Genomic DNA, 23,796 nt, shown 5'->3' with positions numbered 1-23,796 from the left:
TTACCTGCGTACGTAGAGGCGCAACGTGACGTACCCCGTGATACCGGACATCAATACTCCCAGCGCGAAGAGTATCGGTGAGATGTACAGGATGTCGGCGTAGTCGATGCGCGCGATGAGATTGGCTTGATAGAACTGATCGAGTGCGCTCTCCAGGAACCACGCGCGCACCATGATCAATCCCAACACGGCGATGATCACACCAAGGGTGGCCGCGATCACCGCCTCCAATAGGAACGGCAGCTGGGTATACCAACGACTGGCGCCGACCAAACGCATGATGCCGATCTCGGTTCTGCGGGTGTACGCCGCCACTTGAACCATGTTGGCGATCAACAACACCGCACCGACGGCTTGCACCAGGGCCACGGCGAACGCCGCGCTCGAGAGGCCGTCGAGCACGGCGAACAGCCGGTCGATCAGCTCCTTCTGGTTGAGCACGCTTCGGACACCGGGTTGGCCCACCATCGCCGCGTCGAAGTCGGCGTGCTGTTCGGGGTTGTCCAGCTTCACGATGAACGACGCCGGGAAGGCGTCCTTACTGGCCACGTCGCGGTACTGCGGCACCCGGCGGACAGCGTCCTCGTAGGCGTCGTCGCGGTTGAGGAACCGCACGGAGCTCACGTCATCGCGTGATTCGATGGTTTCCCGCAGCGCCTGGCACGGCTCGGAATCACAGGTCAGGTCATTGGCCGAGATGTCGTCGGTGAGGAACACCTGGGTCTCGACGCGGTCCAGGTAGATGTTGCGCGACTGGTCGGCCAGCCGCAGCACCAACAAACCTCCGCCGAACAGGCCGATCGAGATCGCGGTGGTCAGGATCATCGCGATCGTCATGGTGACGTTGCGACGAAGCCCGGTCACGACCTCGTTGATCAGGAAGCCAAAGCGCACTTAACGATCCATTCCGTAAACGCCGCGCTGCTCGTCGCGGACCAGTCGGCCCAGCGACAGCTCGACGACGCGCTGGCGCATCGAGTCAACGATGTGGTGGTCATGGGTAGCCATCAGCACCGTGGTTCCGGTGCGGTTGATCCGCTCGAGCAGATCCATGATGTCCTTGCTGGTTTCGGGGTCCAGGTTCCCGGTGGGCTCGTCGGCCAGCAGCACCAGCGGCCGGTTGACGAAGGCACGGGCGATCGCCACCCGCTGCTGCTCCCCGCCGGAGAGTTCAGCCGGCAGCCGGTTCGCCTTTCCGGACAACCCCACCATCTCCAGCACTTCGGGAACCACCCGGTTGATGGTGTCGGCCCGTTTACCGATCACCTCGAGCGCGAAGGCGACGTTCTCGAACACCGTCTTCTGCTGCAGCAACCTGAAGTCCTGGAACACGCACCCCAGCACCTGCCGCAAGCTCGGCACATGACGGCCGGCGAGCTTGTTGACGTGGAATTTGGAAACACGAATATCACCCGAACTGGGGTGCTCTTCGGCCAGCAGCAGCCGCATGAAGGTGGATTTGCCGGAGCCCGACGGCCCGATCAAGAAGACGAACTCACCCTTGTCGATCTTGACGCTGACGTTGTCGAGCGCGGGTCGCGCCGACTGCTTGTACTGCTTCGTCACGTTGTCGAGGGTGATCATCACGGCACGCCAGTGTAGCGGTCCCACCTCAGCAAACGACCGAACCGCCCCTGTGGTGATCAGAACCCGGGGATCGGCGGAACCGGCGGCGGACCCGGCTCCGGGGTCGGGGCTGTGGTGGGCGTCGTCTGCGGTGTCGGCGGCGTCGGCAGGAACGGGTTCTGCGTCGTCGTGGTCGGCGTCGTCGTGGTGGGCGACGGCTCCGTCGTCGTCACCGGCGGCTCGGTGGTGGTCGTCGTGGTGGGCGTCGATGTCGTCGTGCGGGGCGTCGTCGTGGTCGGATACTCGCGCACCGACGTGCGCGGAACCCAGGTGTACTCGGGGTCGGGCACGAACCCGGGTGGCACGATCTGGCCGGCCGGCGCCGTCTCAGGGGGTGCTGGCGGCGGCTGGTAGGTGTCGTACAACCAGGCGGTCACGAAGAAGGCCACGATCAGCCCCAGCGTCGACGTCCGCATCCGGCCGCCCAGGATGTAGCCGGGCCAGCCGCGGGTGTCGCTCTTCTTGGTGCGCAGGGTGAGCTTCATCGTTGACTCGTGGGTCCTTGTGTTTCCTCTTCGGCGCCACCCGAGGTCGCCGGGTGCACGATGGCGCCGACCATCGGCATGGCTTCGGTGGGTGTGACGATGCCGGCGCGGCCCAGCGCCGCCACCACGAGCAGGCGCAGCCGGCGGCCCACCTCGAACTGCTTACCGGGCAGCGTGCGGGCCACCATCCGCAGGTTCACATTGTCGAGCTCGATGCTCTCGACGCCCATCAACTGGGGTGCATCGAGCAACAGCTCCCTCATGCCGGGATCTTTCATGGCGTTCTCGCACACCGCGTGCAACAACTCGTTGACCTTGTTCAGGTCGGCGCTGGTAGGCACCGGTACGTCGACCACGGCGCGCGCCCAGTCCTTGGACAGGTTGAGCGACTTCATGATCTGGCCGTTGGGGATGGTGAACACCTCGCCGTCGCTGGTGCGCAGCTTGGTGACGCGCAAGGTGACGTCTTCGACGGTGCCGGTCGCGTCGTTGGCCGAACCCAGCGTCAGTGTCACCAGGTCACCGAAGCCGTACTGCTTCTCGGTGATGATGAAGAACCCCGACAGCAGGTCCTGCACGATGCGCTGCGCACCGAAACCCAGTGCCGCGCCCAATACCGCGGCCGGGGCGACCAGCGAGCCGATCGGGATGTTGATGATCGAGGTGATCTCGACGATCATCACGACGAACACCAGCGCGATGGTCACCCACGAGATGACGGACGCCACCGCCTGACGGTGTTTGGCCGTCTCGCTGCGGACCAGCGCGTCACTTTCCTGGAAGTCCGCGTCGATACGGCGGGTGACCTTCTGCGCCGCCCAGTTGACGAACCGGGCGATCAGTACCGCCGCGATGACGAGCATGAGGATCCGCAGGCCCCGGCTGAGGATCCATTCGCCGATGTTCCCGGTCCAGAAACCGTGCCAGCGCCCTGACCAGTCGAAGGCCAGGGTGGTGAGGTTGTGGTCCGGCACTCCTGACACGGGGTTACTCGTCATCTTTTCTGTTACGCCAGCGGATTCCCGCCTCCAGGAAACCGTCGATGTCACCGTCGAGCACCGCCGCGGGGTTTCCGACTTCGTACTCGTTACGCAGGTCTTTGACCATCTGATAGGGGTGCAGCACGTAGGAGCGCATCTGGTTGCCCCAGGAGCTGCCGCCGTCGCCCTTGAGGGCGTCCATCTCGGCGCGTTCCTCCAAGCGCTTGCGTTCCAGCAGCTTGGCCTGCAGGACGCGCATGGCGGAGACCTTGTTCTGCAGCTGCGATTTCTCGTTCTGACAGGTCACGACGATGCCGGTGGGAATGTGCGTGAGGCGCACGGCCGAGTCGGTGGTGTTCACCGACTGTCCGCCCGGGCCACTGGAGCGGTAGACGTCGACGCGGATATCGCCTTCGGGGATGTCGATGTGGTCGGTGGTCTCCACCACCGGCAGCACCTCGACGTCGGCGAACGACGTCTGGCGCCGGCTCTGGTTGTCGAAGGGGCTGATGCGCACCAGCCGGTGGGTGCCCTGCTCCACCGACAGCGTTCCGTAGGCATACGGAGCGTGGACGGCGAATGTCGCGCTCTTGATGCCGGCCTCTTCGGCGTAGGAGGTGTCGAAGACCTCGACACCGTAATTGTGTTTCTCCGCCCAGCGGATGTACATCCGCATCAGCATCTCGGCCCAGTCGGCGGCGTCGACACCACCCGCGCCGGATCGGATGGTCACCACGGCTTCGCGCTCGTCGTACTCTCCCGACAGCAGCGTGCGGACTTCCATCGCCTCGATGTCCTCACGGAGTTTCGTGAGTTCGGCGTCCGCCTCGGCTGTGGCGTTCTCGGCGTCCTGCCCTTCCTCCTCTGCCGCCAGCTCATAGAGCACCGGCAGGTCGTCGAGCCGCTGCCGCAGGCCCTCGACGCGGCGCAGTTCGTTCTGGGCGTGGGACAGCTCGCTGGTCACCTTCTGGGCGCGCGTCTGGTCGTCCCAGAGGTTGGGGTCCGACGCCTCGTGCTCGAGTTTGTCGATGCGGCCGCGCAGCGCCTCGATATCGAGCACCCGCTCCACAGTCGTCAAGGTGGTGTCGAGTGCACTGATCTGTTCTTGCCGGTCGAGGTCCACGGATGTCCAGGTTACCGGCGTGCCGGTTCACCGTGACTACCGGCGGCTCAGGGCTGTGACGTTTAACATCGGATCTGTAACCGCACATGAACACCGCGCGACCGACTCAGCCCGTCCGGTCCAGCCCACAGACCGGTCATGTTGGTGTGCGCGGCAGGCCCAGGCCCCGTGTTGAGCGCGAACAGCCCCTTTGCGCGACGACGGGTACGGACAGGAAGCGTCGCGCTATGTCAGAGACCCGCCCTTTCCACGTGGCGATCGTCGGCTCAGGACCCTCCGGCTTCTTCGCCGCCGCGTCGTTGTTGAAAGCGGACGACGTCGACGTTCGAGTGGACATGCTCGAGATGCTGCCGACGCCGTGGGGGCTGGTGCGCTCCGGGGTGGCACCGGACCATCCGAAGATCAAGTCGATCAGCGCGCAGTTCGACAAGATCTCCGACGATGACCGGTTCCGGTTCTTCGGAAACGTCACCATCGGCGATCAGATCCAGGCCGACGAACTCGCCGCGCGTTACGACGCGGTGGTCTACGCGGTGGGAGCGCAGTCCGATCGGCCGCTGAACATTCCCGGTGAGGACCTGCCGGGCAGCGTGGCGGCGGTTGATTTCGTGGGGTGGTACAACGCCCACCCGCATTTCGAGGAGAAGACGCCGGATCTGACCGGTGGGCGCGCGATCGTGGTCGGTAACGGCAACGTGGCGCTGGACGTGGCCCGGGTTCTGGTGACCGACCCGTCGGCGCTGGCGGTCACCGACATCGCCGACCACGCGTTGAAGTCGTTGCATGGGCGCGGCGTCGAAGAGGTGGTGGTGATCGGCCGCCGCGGTCCGTTGCAAGCCACCTTCACCACCGTGGAACTGCGTGAGCTCAACGATCTGGAAGGCCTCGAGGACGTCGACGTGATCGTCGATGCCGACGATTTCTCCGGCATCACCGACGCCGATCTGGAGGCCGCGAGCAAGACCGTCAAACAGAACATCAAAGTGCTGCGTGGGTTCATCGACCGGCCCACCACACCCGGACACCGGCGGATCGTGTTCCGGTTCCGCACCTCTCCCATCGAGATCCGCGGCACCGATCACGTGGAGTCGGTGGTGCTGGGCCGCAACGAGCTCGTCGACGACGCCGGCCGCATTGTCGCCAAGGACACCGGTGAGCGTGAGGAGCTGCCGGCGCAACTGGTGGTGCGTGCGGTCGGTTATCGCGGTGTGGCGACGCCTGGCCTGCCGTTCGACGACAAGACCGGCACCATCCCCCACGACCGCGGACAGGTGTCCGGCCGCGCGAACGAATATGTGGTCGGGTGGATCAAGCGCGGGCCGTCAGGGGTGATCGGCAGCAACAAGAAGGACTCGCAGGAGACCGTCAACACCCTGCTGGAGAACCTCGCCGGCGCGACATTGGCTGACCGCCCGGCGGACTACAGCGATGAGTTGGTGCAGTGGCTGCTGTCGCGGCAACCCAAGCTCGTCACCGATGATCACTGGCGGTTGATCGACGCGCACGAGCGCACTGCCGGTGAACCGCACGGCCGCCCGCGGGTGAAGTTGTCGAGTGTGGCGGAGCTGTTGAAGATCGGGCACGGCTGAGGCATCTACGCCCAAACCGACGCCGGCCTGAGGCCGAGGCTGGCGAGGAACGAGCCAGGCGAAGGAGATCAGGCCAGGGTTCGGCGCCCGAAAGTTCGAGAGCGGTTCGGAATTTCGTCGGTCTCGGCGCTTACGTCCCGGGCCCGGGCGGCGCGTACGGCGGTGGCGGTGCGGCCGGAGGCGGCGGGGGCGAGTCCCCCGGCGCGAAGTTCCACTTGTCGGGGTTCTTCGGGGAGTAGATCACCGGGAACAGTTGCCCCATCGTCGGCCATCGATTCACGTCGACAGCCATCTGCTGATAAACCACGTGCTCGTTGACCGTGGGCCCGTTGATGACACCGGTGATCGTGACGAACTGTTCGCCGTCCACGCCATCGGGCCGGGGGCTCACACCTGTCACCAGCAGGGTGCCCTCCGCCAACGGTTGCCCCGGACGTGGACCCCGCTTCATCAACCGGGGTCCGATCACCAGAGCAAGTGCGCCGACCAGGAGCAATATCATCGCGAATTCCCACACACCGCCATGGTAGGACTGCTGCCATGAGCCACGATGCCGCCTCGAACACCACCGCCACCAACCAAGCCACTGACGATGATCTCGTCTTGGCCCTCCAACTGGCCGACCGAGCAGACGTCGTGACGATGGACCGCTACGGTGCGCAGGACCTGCGGATCGACACCAAACCCGATCTGACCCCGGTCACCGATGCCGACCGTTCCGCCGAAACCGAACTGCGCAATCTATTGCAGCAGGCCCGGCCCGACGATCTGGTCTTCGGCGAAGAGTTCGGCGGCACACCGACTTTCACCGGACGGCAGTGGGTTCTCGACCCGATCGACGGCACCAAGAACTTCGTCCGCCGAGTGCCGGTCTGGTGCACACTCATCGCCCTCCTCGACGACGGTGTGCCCACCGTCGGGGTGATCAGCGCCCCGGCACTGGGCCGGCGCTGGTGGGCGGCAACGGGACAGGGGGCCTTCACCTCGTTCGGCGGTCAGACACGGCAGATCTCGGTGTCCGGGGTCTCCGAACTGAATTCGGCCAGCGTGTCGTACTCCGATCTGGTGGGCTGGGGTGAGCAACGCAGCCAGTTCCTGGCACTGCTGGACGACGTATGGCGGGTCCGGGCCTACGGCGATTTCTGGTCGTACTGCCTTCTCGCCGAGGGCGCTGTCGACATCACGGCCGAACCGGAGGTCAACCTCTGGGACCTGGCTCCGCTGGACATCTTGATCCGCGAGGCCGGCGGCACCTTCACCAATCTGGCCGGCGAACCCGGCCCCCACGGCGGCAGCGCGGTGGCCACCAACGGGCTCTTGCACGAGCAGGTGTTGCGGCGGTTCACGCAAATGTGAACTAGCTAACAGGGTCGCCGTACCTTACTCTGGAGTAAGATACGGTTCATCGGTCCCCAACATTGAGGCTGCTGATATGACCAACACTCTTCCCGCCCGGTCTGAATCCGGAGTAGGGCTGCAGAAGCACAAGCGCACCGTCACCGACATCGGCCTGGCACTCATCACTCCGCTGGTGGGACAGGAATTCCTGGATCGCTACAACCTGCGCGACCCTCTCAACCGCGGGCTGCGACTCGGAGTCAAGACGGCGTTCTCGGCAGCCGGCGCTTCGACCCGTCAGTTCAAGCGCATCCAGGGCCTCGGGAAGCCACCGACCCGACTGAAGGCCAGCGGCGCCAACTATTTTGACCTCACCCCGGACGACGAGCAGAAGATGATCGTCGAAACGGTCAACGAGTTCGCCGAGGAGATCCTGCGCCCGGCCGCCCGTGATGCCGACGACGCCGCCGCATATCCCAAGGACCTGGTGGCCAAGGCCGCCGAACTCGGAGTCACGGCGATCAACATCCCGGAGGATTTCGACGGGATCGCCGCCCACCGCGCCACGGTCACCAACGCGCTCGTCGCCGAGGCATTGGCCTACGGCGACATGGGTTTGGCGCTGCCGATCCTGGCGCCCAGCGGCGTTGCGTCGGCCCTCACCCACTGGGGCAGCGCCGACCAGCAGGCCACCTACCTCAAGGAATTCGCCGGGGAGAATGTCCCGCAGGCATGTCTGGCGATCACCGAGCCGCGGGCGTTGTTCGACCCCACGGCACTGAAGACCACCGCGGTCCGCACGCCCAGCGGTTACCGCATCGACGGCGTCAAGTCGCTGGTTCCCGCCGCCGCCGATGCCGAATTGTTCATCGTGGCAGCACAATTGAACGGCAAACCGGCCATGTTCATCGTCGAGGCCGCGAGCAAGGGCGTCACGGTGACCGCCGATCCCAGCATGGGTATTCGGGCGGCCGCCCTCGGCAAGGTCGAGTTCGCCAACGTGTCCGTTCCCCTGAGCGCACGGCTGGGCGAAGACGAGGCCGCCGACGAGGATTACTCCCAGGCCATCGCCCTGTCCCGGCTGGGCTGGGCGGCGCTGGCCGTCGGCACCTCACACGCCGTCCTGGACTATGTGGTGCCCTACATCAAGGAACGCCAGGCCTTCGGCGAGCCCATTGCCCATCGTCAGTCGGTGGCCTTCATGTGTGCCAACATCGCCATCGAACTCGACGGCCTGCGCTTGATCACCTGGCGCGGCGCCGCGCGGGCCGAACAGGGCCTGCCGTTCGCCCGCGAGGCGGCACTGGCCAAGAAACTGGGCACCGACAAGGGCATGCAGATCGGCCTCGACGGCGTGCAGCTGCTCGGCGGCCACGGTTACACGAAAGAACACCCGGTCGAACGCTGGTACCGCGATCTGCGGGCCATCGGCGTCGCCGAGGGTGTTGTTGTTCTCTGAAACGGGCCAGTTCTCTAGGAAGGCACCAAGCACATGGCGATCAATCTGGAAATGCCGAAGAAGCTGCAGGCCGTCATCGAGAAGGGCCACCAAGGTGCAGCCGAGATGCTGCGGCCGATCTCGCGCAAGTACGACCTCAAAGAACACGCCTACCCGGTGGAGTTGGACACCCTCGCAGACCTTTTCGAGGGCATCTCCGAGGCGAAGACCATCTCGTTCGCGGGAGCCGAGGCCTTCCGGGACGCAGCGGTAGACGATGGCGACAAACCCGTAACGGTCAACGGCGCCAACATGTCTGCGCTGCTGAACGCCCTCGAGATCTCCTGGGGTGATGTCGCGCTGCTGCTGTCGGTGCCGCGCCAGGGCCTGGGCAACGCGGCCATCTCGTCGGTGGCCACTCCCGAGCAGCTCGAGCGTTTGGGCACCGACGTATGGGCCGCGATGGCCATCACCGAACCGGGCTTCGGCTCGGACTCCGCGGCCGTGTCCACCACCGCCAAACTCGACGGCGACGAGTACGTCATCAACGGCGAGAAGATCTTCGTCACCGCGGGCTCGCGGGCCACCCATATCGTGGTGTGGGCGACGCTGGACAAGACCTTGGGTCGCGCGGCCATCAAGTCGTTCATCGTGCCCCGCGAACACCCGGGTGTCACCGTCGAACGCCTCGAGCACAAGCTCGGCATCAAGGCCTCCGACACCGCCGTCATCCGCTTCGACAACGCCCGGATCCCGAAGGACAACCTCCTCGGCAGCCCGGAGATCCACGTGGAGAAGGGTTTTGCGGGGGTCATGGAGACCTTCGACAACACCCGGCCCATCGTGGCGGCCATGGCGGTCGGGGTTGCTCGCGCCGCCCTGGAGGACCTGCGCAAGATCCTCACCGAGGCCGGGATCGAGATCTCCTATGACAAACCGGCCCACGCCCAGAGCGCACCGGCCGCGGAATTCCTGCGGATGGAAGCCGACTGGGAGGCCGGTTATCTGCTGACCGTGCGCTCGGCATGGCAGGCCGACAACAAGATCCCGAATTCCAAGGAAGCCTCGATGGGCAAGGCCAAGGCCGCCCGCGTGGCCAGTGACATCACCCTCAAGGCCGTCGAACTGGCCGGTACCGTCGGCTATTCCGAGGAGGCACTGCTGGAGAAGTGGGCCCGCGATTCGAAGATTCTCGACATCTTCGAGGGCACGCAACAGATTCAGCAGCTGGTGGTGGCGCGTCGACTCCTGGGGTTGACGTCAGCAGAGCTCAAGTAGCAGGGCTGTTTTCGGTATCGGCCACGTGGTCAGCGGACGGGCCCCGGGGGATCACGATCGTCCTCGTGTTCGATCAGGTCGGCCTGCAGCCACGCCACATCGCGCCAGCTGCCGTGTTTGAAGCCCACGCGGCGGAACACCCCCGCCTCCTGGAATCCGAACGCACGGTGAAACGCCATGCTGGCGTCGTTGGGTTGGGTGATGCCGGCGAAGGCACGTCGATATCCGCGCCGCGCCAGCCTGGCCAGCAGCTCGGTGTACAGCAGGCGGCCGCCACCGCCGCGGTGCCGGTCCGGGGCAAGGTACACACTGGTTTCCACCGACCACTGATACGCAGCACGCGACTTGAACTCGGTGCTGTAGGCATACCCGGTCACCGCACCGGTGTCGTCTTCCAGGATCAGCCATTCGTGCTTGACGCGGGCGGCGGCGATTCGGTGCGCCATCTCGTCGGCGCTCGGCGGCTCGGCCTCGAACGTGATGGCGGTGTCCCGCACGTAGTGCGCGTAGATCCGCGCGCACGCAGCACCGTCGTCGACGCCGGCGTCCCGCACCCGCGGTGTCACGCCGCGCTGTCCAGCTGACCGCGGGTGTCGTCGTCCAGCTCGATCTCGGCCACCGCGAGGTTCTCCTCGAGATGCGGCACCGACGACGTTCCGGGAATGAGCAGCACATTGGGGGCCACACCGAGTGTCCACGCCAGCGCCACCTGCGCCGGGGTGCGGCCCAGCTGATCGGCGGTACGCCGGATGATCGGATTGCCTAGCACCGGATTGTCTTGCGCGAAGGCCGATCCCAGCGGGAAGAACGGCACGAAGGCAATGGCGCGGGCCACGCATTCGTCCAGCACGGCCTGGGAGCTGCGGTCGACGAGGTTGTACGGATTCTGCACGCACACGATGTCGGTCTGAGCCACGGCATGCACCAGATGCGACGATTCGATGTTCGACAGGCCGATTCCGCCGATCAGCCCTTCATCACGGGCCGCGATCATCACGGCCAACTGATCGTCGAACAAGGCGTCCGGCCCCGAGCTGTCCATGAGGCGCAGATTGACCGCCGCCAATCGTTCGATACCCAGCGTCTGCAGGTTCGCTTCGATATCGGCGCGCAAGTCGGCCGGGGTGTCCACGGGCAGCCAGGCACCCTTGTCGTCGCGGCGGCCACCCACCTTGCTCACGATGGCCAGATCACTCGGATAGGGGTGCAAGGCTTCGCGGATCAGCTGATTGGCCACCACCGGGCCGTAGTACTGCGCCGTGTCGATGTGGTCGACACCCAGTTCGACAGCACGGCGCAGCACCGCCAGCGCCTGATCGCGGTCTCGGGGCGGCCCGAAGACACCCGGCCCCGGCAATTGCATGGCGCCGAAACCGACTCGGCGCACCTGGAAGTCTCCCAGCTGGTAGCGCTCAGCACTCATGTCAGAACCCGTTCCGGACCACGACTCGGGTCCGCCCGGTGACCCCGCCACCGGTGATCGTGCCCAGCACCTCGGGAACATCGAGTACCGCCACATCGCGGGTCACCCGGTCCAGATGTAGCGGAAACAGCTCGGTCTCGATCTGCTGCCAGACCGCACGCCGGGCCTCGATGTCGAGTTGCACGGAGTCGATGCCGGCCAGGGTGACACCGCGCAGGATGAACGGGTGCACGGTGGCCGGAAGATCCGCGGATCCGGCCAGACCCGAGATCGCAGCGATACCACCGTATTTCAGGGTGCTGAGTGCGTAGGCCAACGTCTTGCCGCCGACGCAGTCGACGACGCCGGCCCAGTGGGTCTTCCCCAGCGGGCGCACCTTTTCGTCCGGGCCCGGCACCCGGTCGATGACCTCGGCAGCGCCGAGATCGCGGAGCAGATCATGGGCGTCGGGCTTGCCGGTGGACGCCACCACCTCGTAACCGAGGCCGGCCAGCAGGTCCACGCTGACACTTCCCACTCCCCCGGTGGCGCCCGTGACGAGGACCGGACCGTCACCCGGGGCCACCCAGTGCGCCCGCAGCGCGTTGACACTCATGGCGGCGGTGAACCCCGCCGTGCCGATCGCGGCCGCCTGCGCAGCGGTGATGCTGTGCAGCTTCACCACGTACTCCGCGGGGTACCGGGCCAGGGTGGCGTAGCCGCCGTGGCGGCCGGTGCCGATGTCGTAACCGTGCGCCACCACGGTGTCACCGACGGCGAACCCGGGAGACGAACTCGCGGCCACGGTGCCGGCCACGTCGATGCCGGGAATCAGCGGATAAGACCGTGCCACACCGGCTTTCGGTGTCACAGCCAGCGCGTCTTTGTAGTTGACGCCCGAATACTCGACAGAGATCAACACCTCACCGTCCGGCAGTGCCGACGCCTCGAGCTTTTCGTGCCGCAGCACGATGTCACCCGCGGCATCCTCATGGGCCACCAGAGCGTCGAACTCATCGACCTGGGTCATCACCGAATGTCCTCTCGACCGTCCGTACCGGATCACTGACGATCATGCTCCTCCACCGGCGCGACCCAGACCCCGACACCCGCAAACGCCGACTTTCCATACCAGACAGTATGGTACGGTCGGCCGATGAACACAGCCGCCGCGGCAGTGATCGACCAGCAGTTCATCGACCGGCTCGCCGAGCGCGCCCGAGAAGCCGAGACACTGCGCCGCCTACCCGCCGCCACCGTCGCCGACCTGGTGGAATCCGGCTTCACCGACCTGCTGGTGCCCGCCCGCTACGGCGGCAGGCAGGCGGAGTTCCCGGCGCTGCTGGACCCGGTGCGGCGGATGGCGCACGGCTGCGCCTCCAGCGCATGGACCATCGGCTTCTACGTGCTGCACAACTGGATGCTGGCCCTGTTCGACGAACAGGCACAGGCCGAAGCATTCGCCTCCCGCCCGTTCCTGGCGCCGGCTCCCCTGGCCCCCACCGGCCGCGGGCTGCCCGCACCGGGCGGCATCCGGCTCCGTGGCCGCTGGTCCTGGGCGACAGGCGTGATGGACGGCAACTGGATCATCGTCGGCGCACTGTGCGGGCCGGATCACGACCTCTACCCGGCGCTGGCCCTGCTGCCGATCACGGACACCCGCATCGAGGACGTCTGGCACACCGACGGGATGTGCGCCACCGGTTCCAACGACGTCCTCATCGACGGCGCCTTCGTCCCCGAACACCGTCTGGTGCGTGTCGCCGACATCTATGCCGGCACCGCCCCGGGCGCCGCCCTGCACGACAGCCCCACCTACCGGTGGCCCATGGTGCCTGCGTTGTCCCTACTGGCCGCCATGCCCGCGCTCGGCAGCGCCGAACGGGTCATCGACCTCTATGCCGAGCGACTCTCCGAGCGGGTGCTCGCTTACGAAGGCGTGAAACAGAAAGACAAACCGATCGCCCAGGCCCATCTCGGCGAGGCGCAGGTGCGCGTGCGCGCGCTCCGCGCGCTGCTCTGCGAAACCGTGGACAGCCTCGAAAACGCAGTGCTCGCAGGGGATCCGGTACCCAAGCCCCTTCGCGCCCAAGCCCGACTCACGGCCGCCCACGTCGTGCACGAGTCGCGGGAGGTGATCGCCATGCTGTTGGGCGCGTCGGGGGCCGGCGCCCACTTCCTGACCAATCCGCTGCAACGGGCCAAACGCGATGTGGATGTGCTGGCCGGTCACGTCATCTTCGACTACGACACCAGCCGTGAGCTCGCCGGCGCGCTGGCGATCGGCGCCAAGATCCCGCCGTTTGCGATGGTGTGACGATGACCGCCAGGACGACGTCGCGACTGTCGGTCGATGACTGGATTCAGGCCGGCTACGCACTGCTGGCCGACGAAGGCTTACCGGCACTCAAGATCGACCGGCTCTGCAGCCGGCTCGGCGTCACCAAGGGTAGCTTCTACTGGCATTTCACCGATATGGCGACCTATCGGGCCGCACTGATCCAGTGCTGGGCCGAACAGCGCGGCGAAGAACCCGACGACAGCGACAGACCACCGCGTGAGCGCCTGTCGACGATGATCACCGCGCTGGTGAGCCCGCGGCACTGGAAGCTCGAACGCACGATGCGGGAATGGGCCCGGACGGACAAGAACGTGGCCGCCGGCGTCGACGCCGCGGACCGGCGTGTGCAGTCCCGCGTGCGTCAAGCGTTCGTGGACCTGGGGTTCGACGTGCCGGACGCCGAGTTGCGGGCGGCGACGACGTTCGCGGCCGGAATCGGCTTCCTGAGCCTGGCGGGAGCGAAACCCCGGCCGCTGACCGCGGGTCAACGCGAACGTTTCCTGGATCTCATGACGCGACCGTAGCCGGAACTTGACACCCGTTGACTTCAGACAAAAGTGAAGTTAACGTCACTTTTCAGTCGACGATCGACAGGAGTAACCCAATGGAGTCGTTTACTCACCTTCGCAAGGGCGTCACACCGCGGCGGCTGCACGCGGATCTCAACGGGCTCAAAGACGATGAGCTGGGACGCGGTGGTTTCACCGGCCGCACCGCCAACATGTACCGCCGCCACGACCCCACCGCCTTCCGGTCGGTCGGCCCCCTGCGACCGGTCGACGTGCTGGCCGGCGAGCTCAAGCCCAGCGACGCCACCGAGGCCCACGGCAGCCCGATGTTGTTGTTCTCCAACGCCGATTGCCGCATCTACCTGTCTCGGCGCGGCCAGGAGATGCCGTTCTTCACCCGATACGTCGACGGCGACCTGCTGCTCTTCGTGCACCAGGGCTCGGGACTGGTGGAAACGGAGTTCGGCCCGCTGCCCTACCGCGAGGGCGATTGGGTGTACATCCCCAAGGCATGTACGTGGCGCCACCTCCCCGCCTCGGAGACCACCTGGGTGATGATCGAAGCGACCGACGAGTTCCGGGTGCCTCCGCCGGGACAGCTGGGCCGGCACTTCCCGTTCGATCCGTCGCAGGCCGTCATCCCGGAGCCGGCGCCCTCCGGCATGGAGGAGCGTGACGAATACGAGGTTCGTCTCGTCCACGACGGCGGTCCGACAACGCTGTTCTACCAACACAATCCGCTGGACGTCGAAGGGTGGCGAGGCGACAACTTCGCCTTCACGTTCAACATCGCCGACTACAACGTCGTCACCTCAGCCAGTGTGCACCTGCCGCCGACGGTGCATCTGTTCATGCAGGCGACCGGTGTCTACGTGATGAACTTCCTGCCCAAACCCGCCGAGAGTGTGCCGGGTACCGAACGCACGCCCTGGTATCACCGCAACGTCGACTTCGACGAGATCGCCTTCTTCCACGGCGGTTCGCTCTACGGCATTCCGATGCCGCCGGGACTGATCAGCCATGCCCCGCAGGGGGTTCACCACGGCGCCCCGGAGAAGGCACGCGAGCGCGCCCGCCGGAAGTTCGACGAGTACACCGATGTGGACTGGAAGGTGATCGCGATCGACACGCGGCGCCGGTTGATTCCGTCCGCCGAGGTGCTGGCCCACGACCTGGGTCAGCACTGACGTGGCCCGGCACGAGTATCGGCGAATCCCCTATCTGATTGCCTACCAGAACAATTCGGCGGTCCGCGATGTCTACGGCGGGGTGGCCGAGCTGGTGGTGCTGGAGAGTTATCTCCTCAAACCCGACCGCCCCTCCGATACCGTGCTGGTGTTCATGCACCCGATCGGAGGCGGCGCCTATCTGCCGATGATCAACGGGCTGGCCAAGGCCGGCCACCATGTCATCTACTGCAACAGCCGGTTCCGCGGCACCGACTCGGCGTTGCTGATGGAGAAGGTGGTCGAGGATCTCGGCGAGTGCGTCAAAGACGCCAAGAACCGGCTGGGGTACTCGAAAGTGGTGCTGGCCGGATGGAGCGGCGGCGGCTCGCTGTCGGTGTTCTACCAGCAGCAGGCTCAGAAGCCCACGGTGACGGCCAGTCCGTCCGGCGACGGCCCGGATCTGACCAAGCTGGGCCTGCTCCCGGCCGACGGCATCATGTTGCTGGCCGCACACATCAGCAGGCACGGCACGCTGACCGAATGGCTGGACGCCTCGATCCTCGATGAGAACGATCCGGACAACCGTGATCCCGAGCTCGATCTCTACAACCCGGACAACCCCAACCAGCCCCCGTACACCCCTGAGTTCCTGGAGCGCTACCGGGCAGCGCAGGTGGCGCGGAACCGGCGCATCACCGCCTGGGTCAAAGACAAGCTGGCCGAACTGAAAGCGGCAGGCCGAGCAGACGACGAGTTCGCGTTCGTCGTACACGGCACCATGGCCGATCCTCGCTGGCTCGACCCGTCCGTCGACCCCAACGACCGTGAACCCGGCACCTGCTATCTGGGCGACCCGCAGGTGGTCAACATGAGCCCGGTGGGGCTGGCGCGCTTCTGCACCTTGCGCAGTTGGCTGTCGCAGTGGAGTTATGACGACGCCAACGGTGACGCCGTGAAGGCCGGCCCGGATATCGACGTCCCGGCCCTGGTGATCGGCAACCTCGCCGACGACGCCTGCACCCCGAGCCATACCCGCAGACTGTTCGAGGCGATCGGGCATCCGGACAAGGAACTGCACGAAATCGAAGGCGCCAACCACTACTACGCCGGACCGGCCCAACGTGAGACGCTTGCGCAGGCAGTCGGGATCTGTACCGACTGGCTGCACCGGCACGGCTTCTCGCAGGAGGTGAAGTGACTCCCACCGGTCCATTGGACGGTGTCCGGGTGTTGGAGGTCGGCACGCTGATCTCGGGCCCGTTCGCCGGCCGGCTGCTCGGCGACATGGGTGCCGAGGTCATCAAGATCGAGCCGCCCGGGGCGCCCGACCCGCTGCGCACCTGGGGCCAGGCCGAACTCGACGGGCACCGGTTCTTCTGGACGGTGCACGCCCGCAACAAAAAAGCGGTCACACTGGACCTGCGCACCGAGCAGGGCCGCGAGCTGTTCCTGGAACTCGTCGACTGCAGCGACATCATCGTCGAGAACTTCCGGCCGGGCACCCTGGAACGCTGGAACCTCGGCTACGACGTCCTGCATGCGCGCAACCGCGGCATCATCCTGGTCCGGGTGTCCGGTTACGGCCAGACCGGGCCCGACGCGCACCGGGCGGGTTACGCCTCGGTGGCCGAAGCGGCCAGCGGATTGCGTCACCTCAACGGATTCCCCGGCGGTCCCCCGCCCCGGCTGGCACTCTCACTGGGCGACAGCCTGGCGGGTATGTTCGCCGCCCAGGGTGCGTTGGCCGCGCTCTACCGGCGCACGGTCACCGGCGAAGGACAGGTGGTCGACACCGCGCTCACCGAATCCTGTTTGGCGGTGCAGGAATCCACGATCCCGGATTACGACGTCGGCGGTGTGGTGCGTGGTCCGTCAGGCACCCGCTTGGAGGGGATCGCCCCGTCCAACATCTATCGCAGCGCCGACGGCAGCTGGGTGGTGATCGCCGCCAACCAGGACACCGTGTTCCGCCGGCTCTGCGCCGCGATGGACCGGCCCGAGCTGGCCAGCGATGACCGGTTCGTCGACCACGCAGCCCGGGGACGCAATCAGGATGAGCTCGACAAACTGATCGGCGACTGGGCCGCCACCCGGCAGCCCGCCGACATCATCGACACACTGTCGGCCGCCGGCGTGATCGCCGGCCCCATCAACACCGTCGCCGAGGTGGTCCACGATCCGCAACTGCGGGCCCGGGGCATGCTGGTGGAGCACTGGGACGAGCGGGTCGACCGGTCGGTCCTCGGACCGGGCATCGTGCCCGTGCTGTCCGAATCACCGGGCACGGTGCGCTGTTCGGGCTCCAGCAGGCCCGGTCAGCACAACGACGAGGTGTTCGGCGAGCTGCTCGGACACACCGACGACGAGCTCGCGGCGTTGCGCACGAAGGGGGTGCTGTGACAGATCTACCCGAGCACGTCACCATCCGGGAAGTGGCCCTGCGTGACGGCCTGCAGATCGAGGCTCCGATTCCCCTGGCCGCCAAGATCGAACTCCTCGAAGCCATCGTGGCCACGGGTGTCCGCGAGGTGGAGGCCACCGCGTTCGTCTCGCCCAGCAAGGTGCCCGCTCTGGCCGACGCCGCAGAATTCGCTGCGGCCCTGGCGGATTTCCCGGACACCGTGCACTTCTCGGCGCTGGTCGCCAGTCCCAATGGCGCCAAACGGGCCATTGCCGCCGGCCTGGGCACCATCGAGTACGTGGTCTCGGCGGCCGACGGGCACAGCCGGGCGAACGTGGGTCGCAGTACCGCCGAAGCCGGCGCCCAGATCCCGGAGATCGTGGCGATCGCCCACGACAGCGGGGTCAGCGTCGAAGTCATCATCGCCACCGCCTGGGACTGTCCCTTCGACGGGCCCACCGCACCGCAGCGGGTGCTCGACGTGGCGACGGCCGCGGTGGCCGCCGGTGCCGATCGGTTGGCCATCGCCGACACCATCGGCACGGCCACACCACGCCGGGTGCGGTCGCTGATCGAGCAGATCGGACCCGCAGTGGGCGAACTGCCGCTGGGTGCGCACTTTCACAACACCCGGGGCGCCGGGCTGGCCAGCGCGTACGCCGCGGTCAGCGCCGGAGTGACGCGGCTGGACGCCTCGGTCGGCGGGTTGGGCGGTTGTCCGTTCGCCCCCGGTGCCAGCGGTAACATCGCCACCGAGGACCTGGTATACCTGTTGCGCGACAGCGCTGTTCACACCGACGTCGACCTGCAGGCGGCCATCGCGGCGGCGGCCGTCGCGCAACGCCTGGTAGGACACGAGCTGCCCAGCGCGCTCCTGCGCGCCGGTGACCGGTTGCCGGACGGATAGCCGTGACAGGCGAGCTGTCGCCGAAGGGCAGACAGACCAGGGAGGCCCTCGCGCAGGCTGCACGAAAACTGTTCGCCGAACGGGGCTTCCACGCAACCACGCTCGCCGACATCACCTCGGCGGCGGGTAAGTCGTCGGCAGCCTTCTACCGCTACTTCGACGACAAGGAAGACCTGCTGGCGGTGCTGGCCGAATCCTTCCTCACCGACGTGGTGCGACCGTCCGGCGGGGACATCCACCTGCCGGAGTCCCCGGACGACACCGCGTTCTTCACGGCGGCGGTCACCGGGTACTGGAACATCTTCAAGCAGAACATCGGCATCATGGTGGCGGTGGACCAACTGGCCGCCGGTCAGGCGCGGTTCGCGGCGGTGCAGAACGAGTTCCGCAGATTCGGTATGGACATCGTGCGCGCCTCGGTGGAGCACGCCCAGAACCAGGGCTACGGCAACGACCTCGATCCGGACCACATCGCGCTGGCCATCGCGTTGCTGTTCGAACAGTTCACCACGGTGTACCTGCGCCCGGATGCCGCCGCACTCGGTGTGCGCACCAGCGACCGGGACGCCGTCCGCACACTGGCCACCATCTGGAAGAAAACGTTGTACGGCTACTGACCCCTTTCAGCCCTATCGTGGAGGAATCGACGTGGATTTCACTCTGCCGGAACATCTTCCGGGACTTCTCGCCGAGATGGACGCATTCATCGAAGCGGAGATCAAGCCGCTGGAACGCGAGAACATGCAGTACTTCGATCGGCGGCGCGAGTTCGCCAGGACCGATCTGGCGGGCGGCGGCGTCCCGGCCCGGGAATGGGAGGATCTGCTCGACGAGATGCGCCGCCGCGCCGACAAGGCAGGCTGGTTGCGGTACGGCCTGCCCGCCCAGTTCGGTGGTCGCGACGGTACCAACCTCGATATGGCGGTGATCCGGGAACACCTGGCGCACAAGGGTCTCGGACTTCACAACGATCTGCAGGACGAGTCCTCGATCGTCGGCAACTTCCCGCAGGTCATCATGATGGACCGGTTCGGCACCGAGGAGCAGAAGCGGGAGTGGATCGAGGCCATGCTGACCGGGAAGCGGTCCATGGCCTTCGGATTGACCGAACCCGGGCACGGGTCCGACGCCACCTGGCTGGAGACACGCGCTGAGCTCCACGGGGACGAATGGGTGATCAACGGCGCCAAACGCTGGAACACCGGCGTGCACCGTGCCACCCACGACCTGGTGTTCGCCCGCACATCCGGGCAAGCGGGGCAGGCGGTCGGTATCACCGCGTTCCTGGTGCCCACCGACACCCCGGGTTTCGAGGTGCCGTACTACTGGTGGACGTTCAACATGCCCAGCGATCACGGGGAGGTGACGCTGACCGATGTTCGGGTGCCCGTCGACGCGGTGCTCGGCGAGGTCGACCACGGTCTGGAAGTCGGGCAGACCTTCCTGCACGAGAACAGGATTCGCCAGGCCGCCAGCAGCCTCGGCGCGGCTCAGTACTGTATCGACCGGGCCGCGGGTTACGCCGGCGAACGCGTGGTGTTCGGCAAGCCGCTGTCGGTGAATCAGGCCGTGCAGTGGCCGCTGGCCGAGCTGCAGACCGAAGCGCAGATGGTCCGTCTACTGGTCTACTACGCCGCCTGGCACCTGGACCGCGACCACCACATGGAGGTCTCGGACAAGGTGTCGATGGCCAATTACCGCGCCAACCGTCTGGTGTGTGAAGCCGCCGACCGGGCCATGCAGATCCACGGCGGCATCGGCTACAGCCGCCACGAACCGTTCGAACACATCTATCGGCACCACCGGCGGTACCGGATCACCGAGGGCGCCGAAGAGATCCAGATCCGCCGCGTGGCCCAGCGCATGCTCAAATTCGGGTCACGCCGGTGACTCCGGAGAAGCTGGGCCCAGCACTGACCTCGGTGCTGCAGCCCCTTCTCGGCGACGACGTGACCGTCACGGATCTGCGGGTGCTCACCGGCGGGGCCAGCCGCACCACGTGGTCGTTCACCGCCACCACCGGCGCCGACCGCCGCCCCCTGATCCTGCGGACCGGCCCGCCGGATGACGTGCACGCCGGTATGGAACTCGAAGCCCGGGTGCAGTCGCTGGCCGCTGCCGCCGGTGCGCCGGTGCCGCAGATCCTCACCGCGGACAACTCTTCTGCCGGGCTGGGTAATCCGTACCTGATCTGCAGCGCCATCGCCGGGGAGACCATCGTGCGGCGGATCCAGCGTGGTCTCGATGACGCCGGCCGGGAGCAGCTGTTGCGGCAATGCGCGGGGGCACTGGCCGCGATCCATTCCGCCGATCCCGCGGACGCGGGCCTGCAGCCGCAGGACCCGCTGACCCAGTGGCGCGAGCAGCTCGACGAAATGGGCGACACCACCGCCACTTTCGAGTGGACATTCCGCTGGCTCGAGGCGCACCGCGCCGACCTACCGCCGTCCGCGCCGACACTCGTGCACGGAGATTTCCGGATGGGCAACCTCATCGTCGACGTCGAAGGCGGGACCGGGCTGGCCGCGGTGCTGGACTGGGAACTGGTGCACAGCGGCGAGATCTACGAAGACCTGGCCTGGTTCTGTGTCCGGGCGTGGCGGTTCGGCGCACCCCGCGAGCTGGGAGCCGGCGGCCTGGGCAGCATCGAGGCGTTCCTCACCGCCTACGAGGCGGCGTCCGGTGCCGCCGTGGACCGGCCGGCGTTTCGCTGGTGGCTGGTGGCCGCCACGCTGCAGTGGGGTGTCATCTGCCGATATCAGGCCCAACGACATCTGTCCGGCCAGTCCCCGTCGGTGGAACTGGCCACGATCGGGCGCCGGGTGTGCGAGAACGAGTGGGATCTGCTCGAGCTGCTCGACACCCGGGTGGGCGCATGACAGGTCTGCACGGCCGCCCGACGGCCGCCGAACTCGTGGCCGCGGTGGCCGACTTCCTCGACGGGGATGTCCGCGACGCCACCACCGGGCAGGTCAACTTCCACGCCCGGGTGGCCGCCAACGCGCTGCGCATGGTGCAGCGGGAATTGCAGGGCGCCGCGGGCGCCGACGAAGTACACGCGGCGCTGCAGCGCCTGGGATACCGCGACGAGGCCGGCTTGGCCGCCGCCATCCGGCGCGGCGACCTCGACGACCGCCCCGCGGAATTGTCGGACTGTCTGCGCACACTGGTCTCACACCGCCTGGCTGCCGCGCATCCGGGTTACGCCGAGCCCCAGGAGGCCGCCACATGACCATTCGCGAGGCATCGGCCGTCGAGGACGTCGCCGACACCCTCTTTCGTGCCATCGAGGGCAGCGACATCGCCATGATCGAAGAACTCTGGAACGACGACATCCTGGTCTGGCACTCCGGGGACCGCGAAGACAACAACCGGGAGCGGGCGTTGCGGGTCATCTGCTGGTTCATCAACCGGACCAGCGAACGCCGTTACGAGATCCTGGACCGCCAACTGTTCGAAGACCAGTCGGCGCGCAGGGGTTCGTCCAGCAGCACATCCTGCACGCCACCGGCGCCCGCGGTCCCATCGCCATGCGGGTGTGCATCGTGGTCAAGCTGGGAAACAATGGTCTGATCAGCCGTATTGATGAATACTTCAATCCGTCAGATATCGCCCCCTTGCTGAACTAGGGAGATACCGGTGACCATGCTCGACAGCTTGCTCGGCGATCCGGGCAACGCCGCGGTGTGGACGCTGGTGACTGACCGGTCCCAGATCAGGTTTCGCTGCCGGTCGTTGTGGGGACTGGTCCCGGTGAACGGCCGGTTCACCGAGTTCAGCGGCGATGGCCAACTGGGCGGCGGCACCGCCTTCGGCCGGGTGGACATCGCGGCGGCCTCGCTGACCACCGGAATCCGCAAACGTGATGAGCATCTGCGCTCGGAGGACTTCTTCGCTGTCGATCGGTTCCCCACCATCAGCGTGGTGGTCACCGCGGTGCAGCCCGCACCCGAGGGTGTGGAGCTGCGCAGCAGCCTCACCGTCCACGGCATCACCCGTCCCATCCCGATGTCGGGCAGGATCGCGCTTCTCGACGACGGCGCCGTCGAGATATCCGCCCACACCACGGTGGACCGCACCCACTGGGACGTCGACGGGAATCTGCTCGGCATGGTCAGATCGGCAACCATGCTGCACGGCCGCGCAGTGTTCGTGAAAAGCGGCTCGCAGTAACCGAAGTGGCTGCCGCAAACAGCCTGTAGCATCGGCTCGTGCCCGACAGTCGCCGCGACGTTTCGGGTGCGGTCCGTGTCCTGGTGTACAGCGACAACGCGCGTACGCGCGAGCAGGTCAAGCTCGCGATGGGTAAGCGGATCCACCCCGGACTGCCCGAACTGAGCTACCTCGAGGTGGCTACCGCCCCCGTCGTCATCCAGCACATGGACTCCGGTGATGTCGATCTGGCAATCCTGGATGGCGAAGCCACCCCGACCGGCGGTATGGGCCTGGCCAAGCAGCTCAAGGACGAACTCGACGAGTGCCCACCGATACTGGTTCTCACCGGCCGGGCCGACGATGCGTGGCTGGCCAATTGGTCGCGCGCGGAGGCGGCGGTGCCGCATCCCATCGATCCGATCCGCTTGGGCGAAGCCGTCGCCGGACTGTTGCGCGGTATTCCGCAAAGATGACGCTTCGGTAACCGAAGCCTCACAGCACACCACCCGGACAGCACCAATTACGCTGCGCCCCTTGCGGGTTCGCCGCCAGAATGGCGGCAGTCGGCTGTTGGATCGATCCTATCGAAATGCGCCAACCTGCCGGTCAAGATCGCTAGGCTGTGTTGTAGCTCACATCCACAGCCAAGGGAGCCGACGTCATGGACGGCGAACACGCATGAATCTCTATCTGCCCATCTTGGTGCTCGGGGCCATAGCGGCGGCATTCGCGATCGTGTCGGTGGGAATTGCGTTGGTGATCGGTCCGCGACGGTTCAACCGGGCCAAGCTGGAGGCCTACGAGTGCGGTATCGAACCGGCGCGCCAGCCCACGGGGATGGCGCGGTTCCCCGTCAAGTTCTATCTGACGGCCATGCTGTTCATCGTCTTCGACATCGAGATCGTCTTCCTATACCCGTGGGCGGTGTCTTTCGACCAGCTGGGCATGTTCGCCCTGGTGGAGATGCTGCTGTTCATGGCGACCGTCTTCGTGGCCTACGCCTACGTGTGGCGCCGCGGCGGCCTGGATTGGGACTGAGAAGGGATCGGGACAGC

At 66.5% G+C, this 23,796-nt stretch carries 26 protein-coding genes and 1 pseudogene; 18 read left to right on the top strand and 9 right to left on the bottom strand.

Features of this window, described 5'->3' with window-relative positions; translation table 11 throughout:
* Genes ftsX through prfB form a run of 5 tightly spaced genes read right to left on the bottom strand, consistent with a single transcriptional unit; the run spans nucleotide 1 to nucleotide 4,214 of the window.
* On the bottom strand, nucleotides 1-894 hold the full coding sequence (gene ftsX, locus AC3A6P_RS03160) for a permease-like cell division protein FtsX (protein WP_487688299.1): 894 nt from the start codon (nucleotides 892-894) through the stop codon (nucleotides 1-3).
* Nucleotides 895-1,584, bottom strand: a complete 690-nt coding sequence (gene ftsE / locus AC3A6P_RS03155) for a cell division ATP-binding protein FtsE (protein WP_487689352.1) — start codon at nucleotides 1,582-1,584, stop codon at nucleotides 895-897. It abuts the gene before it with no gap.
* Nucleotides 1,585-1,643: 59 nt separating this feature from the next.
* Entirely contained in the window at nucleotides 1,644-2,111 is a 468-nt protein-coding gene (locus AC3A6P_RS03150) for an Rv3103c family proline-rich protein (protein WP_487688297.1), read from the bottom strand.
* The gene (locus AC3A6P_RS03145) at nucleotides 2,108-3,109 is read right to left on the bottom strand and encodes a mechanosensitive ion channel family protein (protein ID WP_487688295.1); all 1,002 of its coding nucleotides are present in this window, start codon (nucleotides 3,107-3,109) and stop codon (nucleotides 2,108-2,110) included. Before AC3A6P_RS03145 ends, AC3A6P_RS03150 begins: the two co-directional genes overlap by 4 nt.
* Nucleotides 3,099-4,214, bottom strand: coding sequence for a peptide chain release factor 2 (gene prfB, locus AC3A6P_RS03140; protein ID WP_487688292.1), 1,116 nt, complete (start codon nucleotides 4,212-4,214; stop codon nucleotides 3,099-3,101). Before prfB ends, AC3A6P_RS03145 begins: the two co-directional genes overlap by 11 nt.
* 227 nt (nucleotides 4,215-4,441) lie before the next feature.
* On the opposite strand from prfB, the gene AC3A6P_RS03135 reads away from it, so the two are divergent.
* On the top strand, nucleotides 4,442-5,803 hold the full coding sequence (locus AC3A6P_RS03135) for an FAD-dependent oxidoreductase (RefSeq protein ID WP_487688290.1): 1,362 nt from the start codon (nucleotides 4,442-4,444) through the stop codon (nucleotides 5,801-5,803).
* Between the two features lie 130 nt (nucleotides 5,804-5,933).
* Here the strand turns inward: AC3A6P_RS03135 and AC3A6P_RS03130 are convergent, their stop codons facing one another.
* Nucleotides 5,934-6,320, bottom strand: a complete 387-nt coding sequence (locus tag AC3A6P_RS03130; protein ID WP_487688287.1) for a hypothetical protein — start codon at nucleotides 6,318-6,320, stop codon at nucleotides 5,934-5,936.
* A 23-nt stretch (nucleotides 6,321-6,343) separates the two neighbouring features.
* Between AC3A6P_RS03130 and hisN the strand changes: the two genes are divergently transcribed.
* The 3 genes from hisN (at nucleotide 6,344) to AC3A6P_RS03115 (ending at nucleotide 9,857) form a co-directional block, all read left to right on the top strand.
* Nucleotides 6,344-7,159 (top strand): histidinol-phosphatase, encoded by an 816-nt coding sequence (gene hisN / locus AC3A6P_RS03125; protein WP_487688284.1) that lies wholly within the window; start codon nucleotides 6,344-6,346, stop codon nucleotides 7,157-7,159.
* Nucleotides 7,160-7,235: 76 nt separating this feature from the next.
* Entirely contained in the window at nucleotides 7,236-8,600 is a 1,365-nt protein-coding gene (locus AC3A6P_RS03120; RefSeq protein WP_487688282.1) for an acyl-CoA dehydrogenase family protein, read from the top strand.
* A gap of 33 nt (nucleotides 8,601-8,633) precedes the next feature.
* On the top strand, nucleotides 8,634-9,857 hold the full coding sequence (locus tag AC3A6P_RS03115) for an acyl-CoA dehydrogenase family protein (protein WP_487688279.1): 1,224 nt from the start codon (nucleotides 8,634-8,636) through the stop codon (nucleotides 9,855-9,857).
* A 29-nt stretch (nucleotides 9,858-9,886) separates the two neighbouring features.
* Here AC3A6P_RS03115 and AC3A6P_RS03110 read toward each other — a convergent pair whose 3' ends face one another.
* From AC3A6P_RS03110 to AC3A6P_RS03100, 3 genes are read right to left on the bottom strand one after another with little or no spacing between them, the layout of a single operon-like run.
* The gene (locus tag AC3A6P_RS03110) at nucleotides 9,887-10,423 is read right to left on the bottom strand and encodes an N-acetyltransferase family protein (RefSeq protein ID WP_487688276.1); all 537 of its coding nucleotides are present in this window, start codon (nucleotides 10,421-10,423) and stop codon (nucleotides 9,887-9,889) included.
* Nucleotides 10,420-11,280, bottom strand: a complete 861-nt coding sequence (locus AC3A6P_RS03105; RefSeq protein WP_487688275.1) for an oxidoreductase — start codon at nucleotides 11,278-11,280, stop codon at nucleotides 10,420-10,422. Before AC3A6P_RS03105 ends, AC3A6P_RS03110 begins: the two co-directional genes overlap by 4 nt.
* A 1-nt stretch (nucleotide 11,281) precedes the next feature.
* A complete protein-coding gene (locus AC3A6P_RS03100; RefSeq protein WP_487688272.1) occupies nucleotides 11,282-12,289 on the bottom strand; it encodes an acrylyl-CoA reductase family protein in 1,008 nt (335 codons plus the stop codon).
* 126 nt (nucleotides 12,290-12,415) lie between these two features.
* On the opposite strand from AC3A6P_RS03100, the gene AC3A6P_RS03095 reads away from it, so the two are divergent.
* The 14 genes and pseudogenes from AC3A6P_RS03095 (at nucleotide 12,416) to AC3A6P_RS03030 (ending at nucleotide 23,779) form a co-directional block, all read left to right on the top strand.
* Nucleotides 12,416-13,576: an acyl-CoA dehydrogenase family protein gene (locus AC3A6P_RS03095; RefSeq protein ID WP_487688270.1), complete on the top strand. Its 1,161-nt coding sequence runs from the start codon at nucleotides 12,416-12,418 to the stop codon at nucleotides 13,574-13,576.
* Nucleotides 13,577-13,578: 2 nt separating this feature from the next.
* On the top strand, nucleotides 13,579-14,124 hold the full coding sequence (locus AC3A6P_RS03090; protein ID WP_487688268.1) for a TetR/AcrR family transcriptional regulator: 546 nt from the start codon (nucleotides 13,579-13,581) through the stop codon (nucleotides 14,122-14,124).
* Between the two features lie 80 nt (nucleotides 14,125-14,204).
* Nucleotides 14,205-15,296: a homogentisate 1,2-dioxygenase gene (locus AC3A6P_RS03085; RefSeq protein ID WP_487688266.1), complete on the top strand. Its 1,092-nt coding sequence runs from the start codon at nucleotides 14,205-14,207 to the stop codon at nucleotides 15,294-15,296.
* A 1-nt stretch (nucleotide 15,297) separates the two neighbouring features.
* On the top strand, nucleotides 15,298-16,476 hold the full coding sequence (locus AC3A6P_RS03080; protein ID WP_487688263.1) for an alpha/beta hydrolase family protein: 1,179 nt from the start codon (nucleotides 15,298-15,300) through the stop codon (nucleotides 16,474-16,476).
* A complete protein-coding gene (locus AC3A6P_RS03075) occupies nucleotides 16,473-17,678 on the top strand; it encodes a CaiB/BaiF CoA transferase family protein (RefSeq protein WP_487688261.1) in 1,206 nt (401 codons plus the stop codon). The genes AC3A6P_RS03080 and AC3A6P_RS03075 overlap by 4 nt, the downstream gene beginning before the upstream one ends.
* Nucleotides 17,675-18,586: a hydroxymethylglutaryl-CoA lyase gene (locus AC3A6P_RS03070; RefSeq protein ID WP_487688259.1), complete on the top strand. Its 912-nt coding sequence runs from the start codon at nucleotides 17,675-17,677 to the stop codon at nucleotides 18,584-18,586. The genes AC3A6P_RS03075 and AC3A6P_RS03070 overlap by 4 nt, the downstream gene beginning before the upstream one ends.
* 2 nt (nucleotides 18,587-18,588) lie before the next feature.
* Nucleotides 18,589-19,203, top strand: a complete 615-nt coding sequence (locus AC3A6P_RS03065; RefSeq protein WP_487688258.1) for a TetR/AcrR family transcriptional regulator — start codon at nucleotides 18,589-18,591, stop codon at nucleotides 19,201-19,203.
* 31 nt (nucleotides 19,204-19,234) lie between these two features.
* Nucleotides 19,235-20,476: an acyl-CoA dehydrogenase family protein gene (locus AC3A6P_RS03060; RefSeq protein WP_487688256.1), complete on the top strand. Its 1,242-nt coding sequence runs from the start codon at nucleotides 19,235-19,237 to the stop codon at nucleotides 20,474-20,476.
* On the top strand, nucleotides 20,473-21,465 hold the full coding sequence (locus AC3A6P_RS03055) for a phosphotransferase family protein (protein WP_487688254.1): 993 nt from the start codon (nucleotides 20,473-20,475) through the stop codon (nucleotides 21,463-21,465). The genes AC3A6P_RS03060 and AC3A6P_RS03055 overlap by 4 nt, the downstream gene beginning before the upstream one ends.
* Entirely contained in the window at nucleotides 21,462-21,818 is a 357-nt protein-coding gene (locus AC3A6P_RS03050) for a DUF6285 domain-containing protein (protein ID WP_487688251.1), read from the top strand. Before AC3A6P_RS03055 ends, AC3A6P_RS03050 begins: the two co-directional genes overlap by 4 nt.
* Nucleotides 21,815-22,215 (top strand): annotated as a pseudogene (locus tag AC3A6P_RS03045) (nuclear transport factor 2-like protein). Before AC3A6P_RS03050 ends, AC3A6P_RS03045 begins: the two are co-directional and overlap by 4 nt.
* 16 nt (nucleotides 22,216-22,231) lie before the next feature.
* A complete protein-coding gene (locus AC3A6P_RS03040; RefSeq protein WP_487689350.1) occupies nucleotides 22,232-22,759 on the top strand; it encodes a YceI family protein in 528 nt (175 codons plus the stop codon).
* Nucleotides 22,760-22,797: 38 nt separating this feature from the next.
* On the top strand, nucleotides 22,798-23,214 hold the full coding sequence (locus AC3A6P_RS03035; RefSeq protein WP_487688249.1) for an Rv3143 family two-component system response regulator: 417 nt from the start codon (nucleotides 22,798-22,800) through the stop codon (nucleotides 23,212-23,214).
* Between the two features lie 205 nt (nucleotides 23,215-23,419).
* Nucleotides 23,420-23,779 carry an NADH-quinone oxidoreductase subunit A gene (locus AC3A6P_RS03030; protein ID WP_487688247.1) on the top strand — a complete coding sequence of 120 codons (360 nt, stop codon included), beginning with the start codon at nucleotides 23,420-23,422 and terminating at the stop codon, nucleotides 23,777-23,779.
* Nucleotides 23,780-23,796 lie beyond the last annotated feature (17 nt).

Source organism: Mycobacterium sp. Soil_C_30, from assembly GCF_057656995.1.
This window is presented reverse-complemented; position numbering and strand designations above follow the sequence as displayed.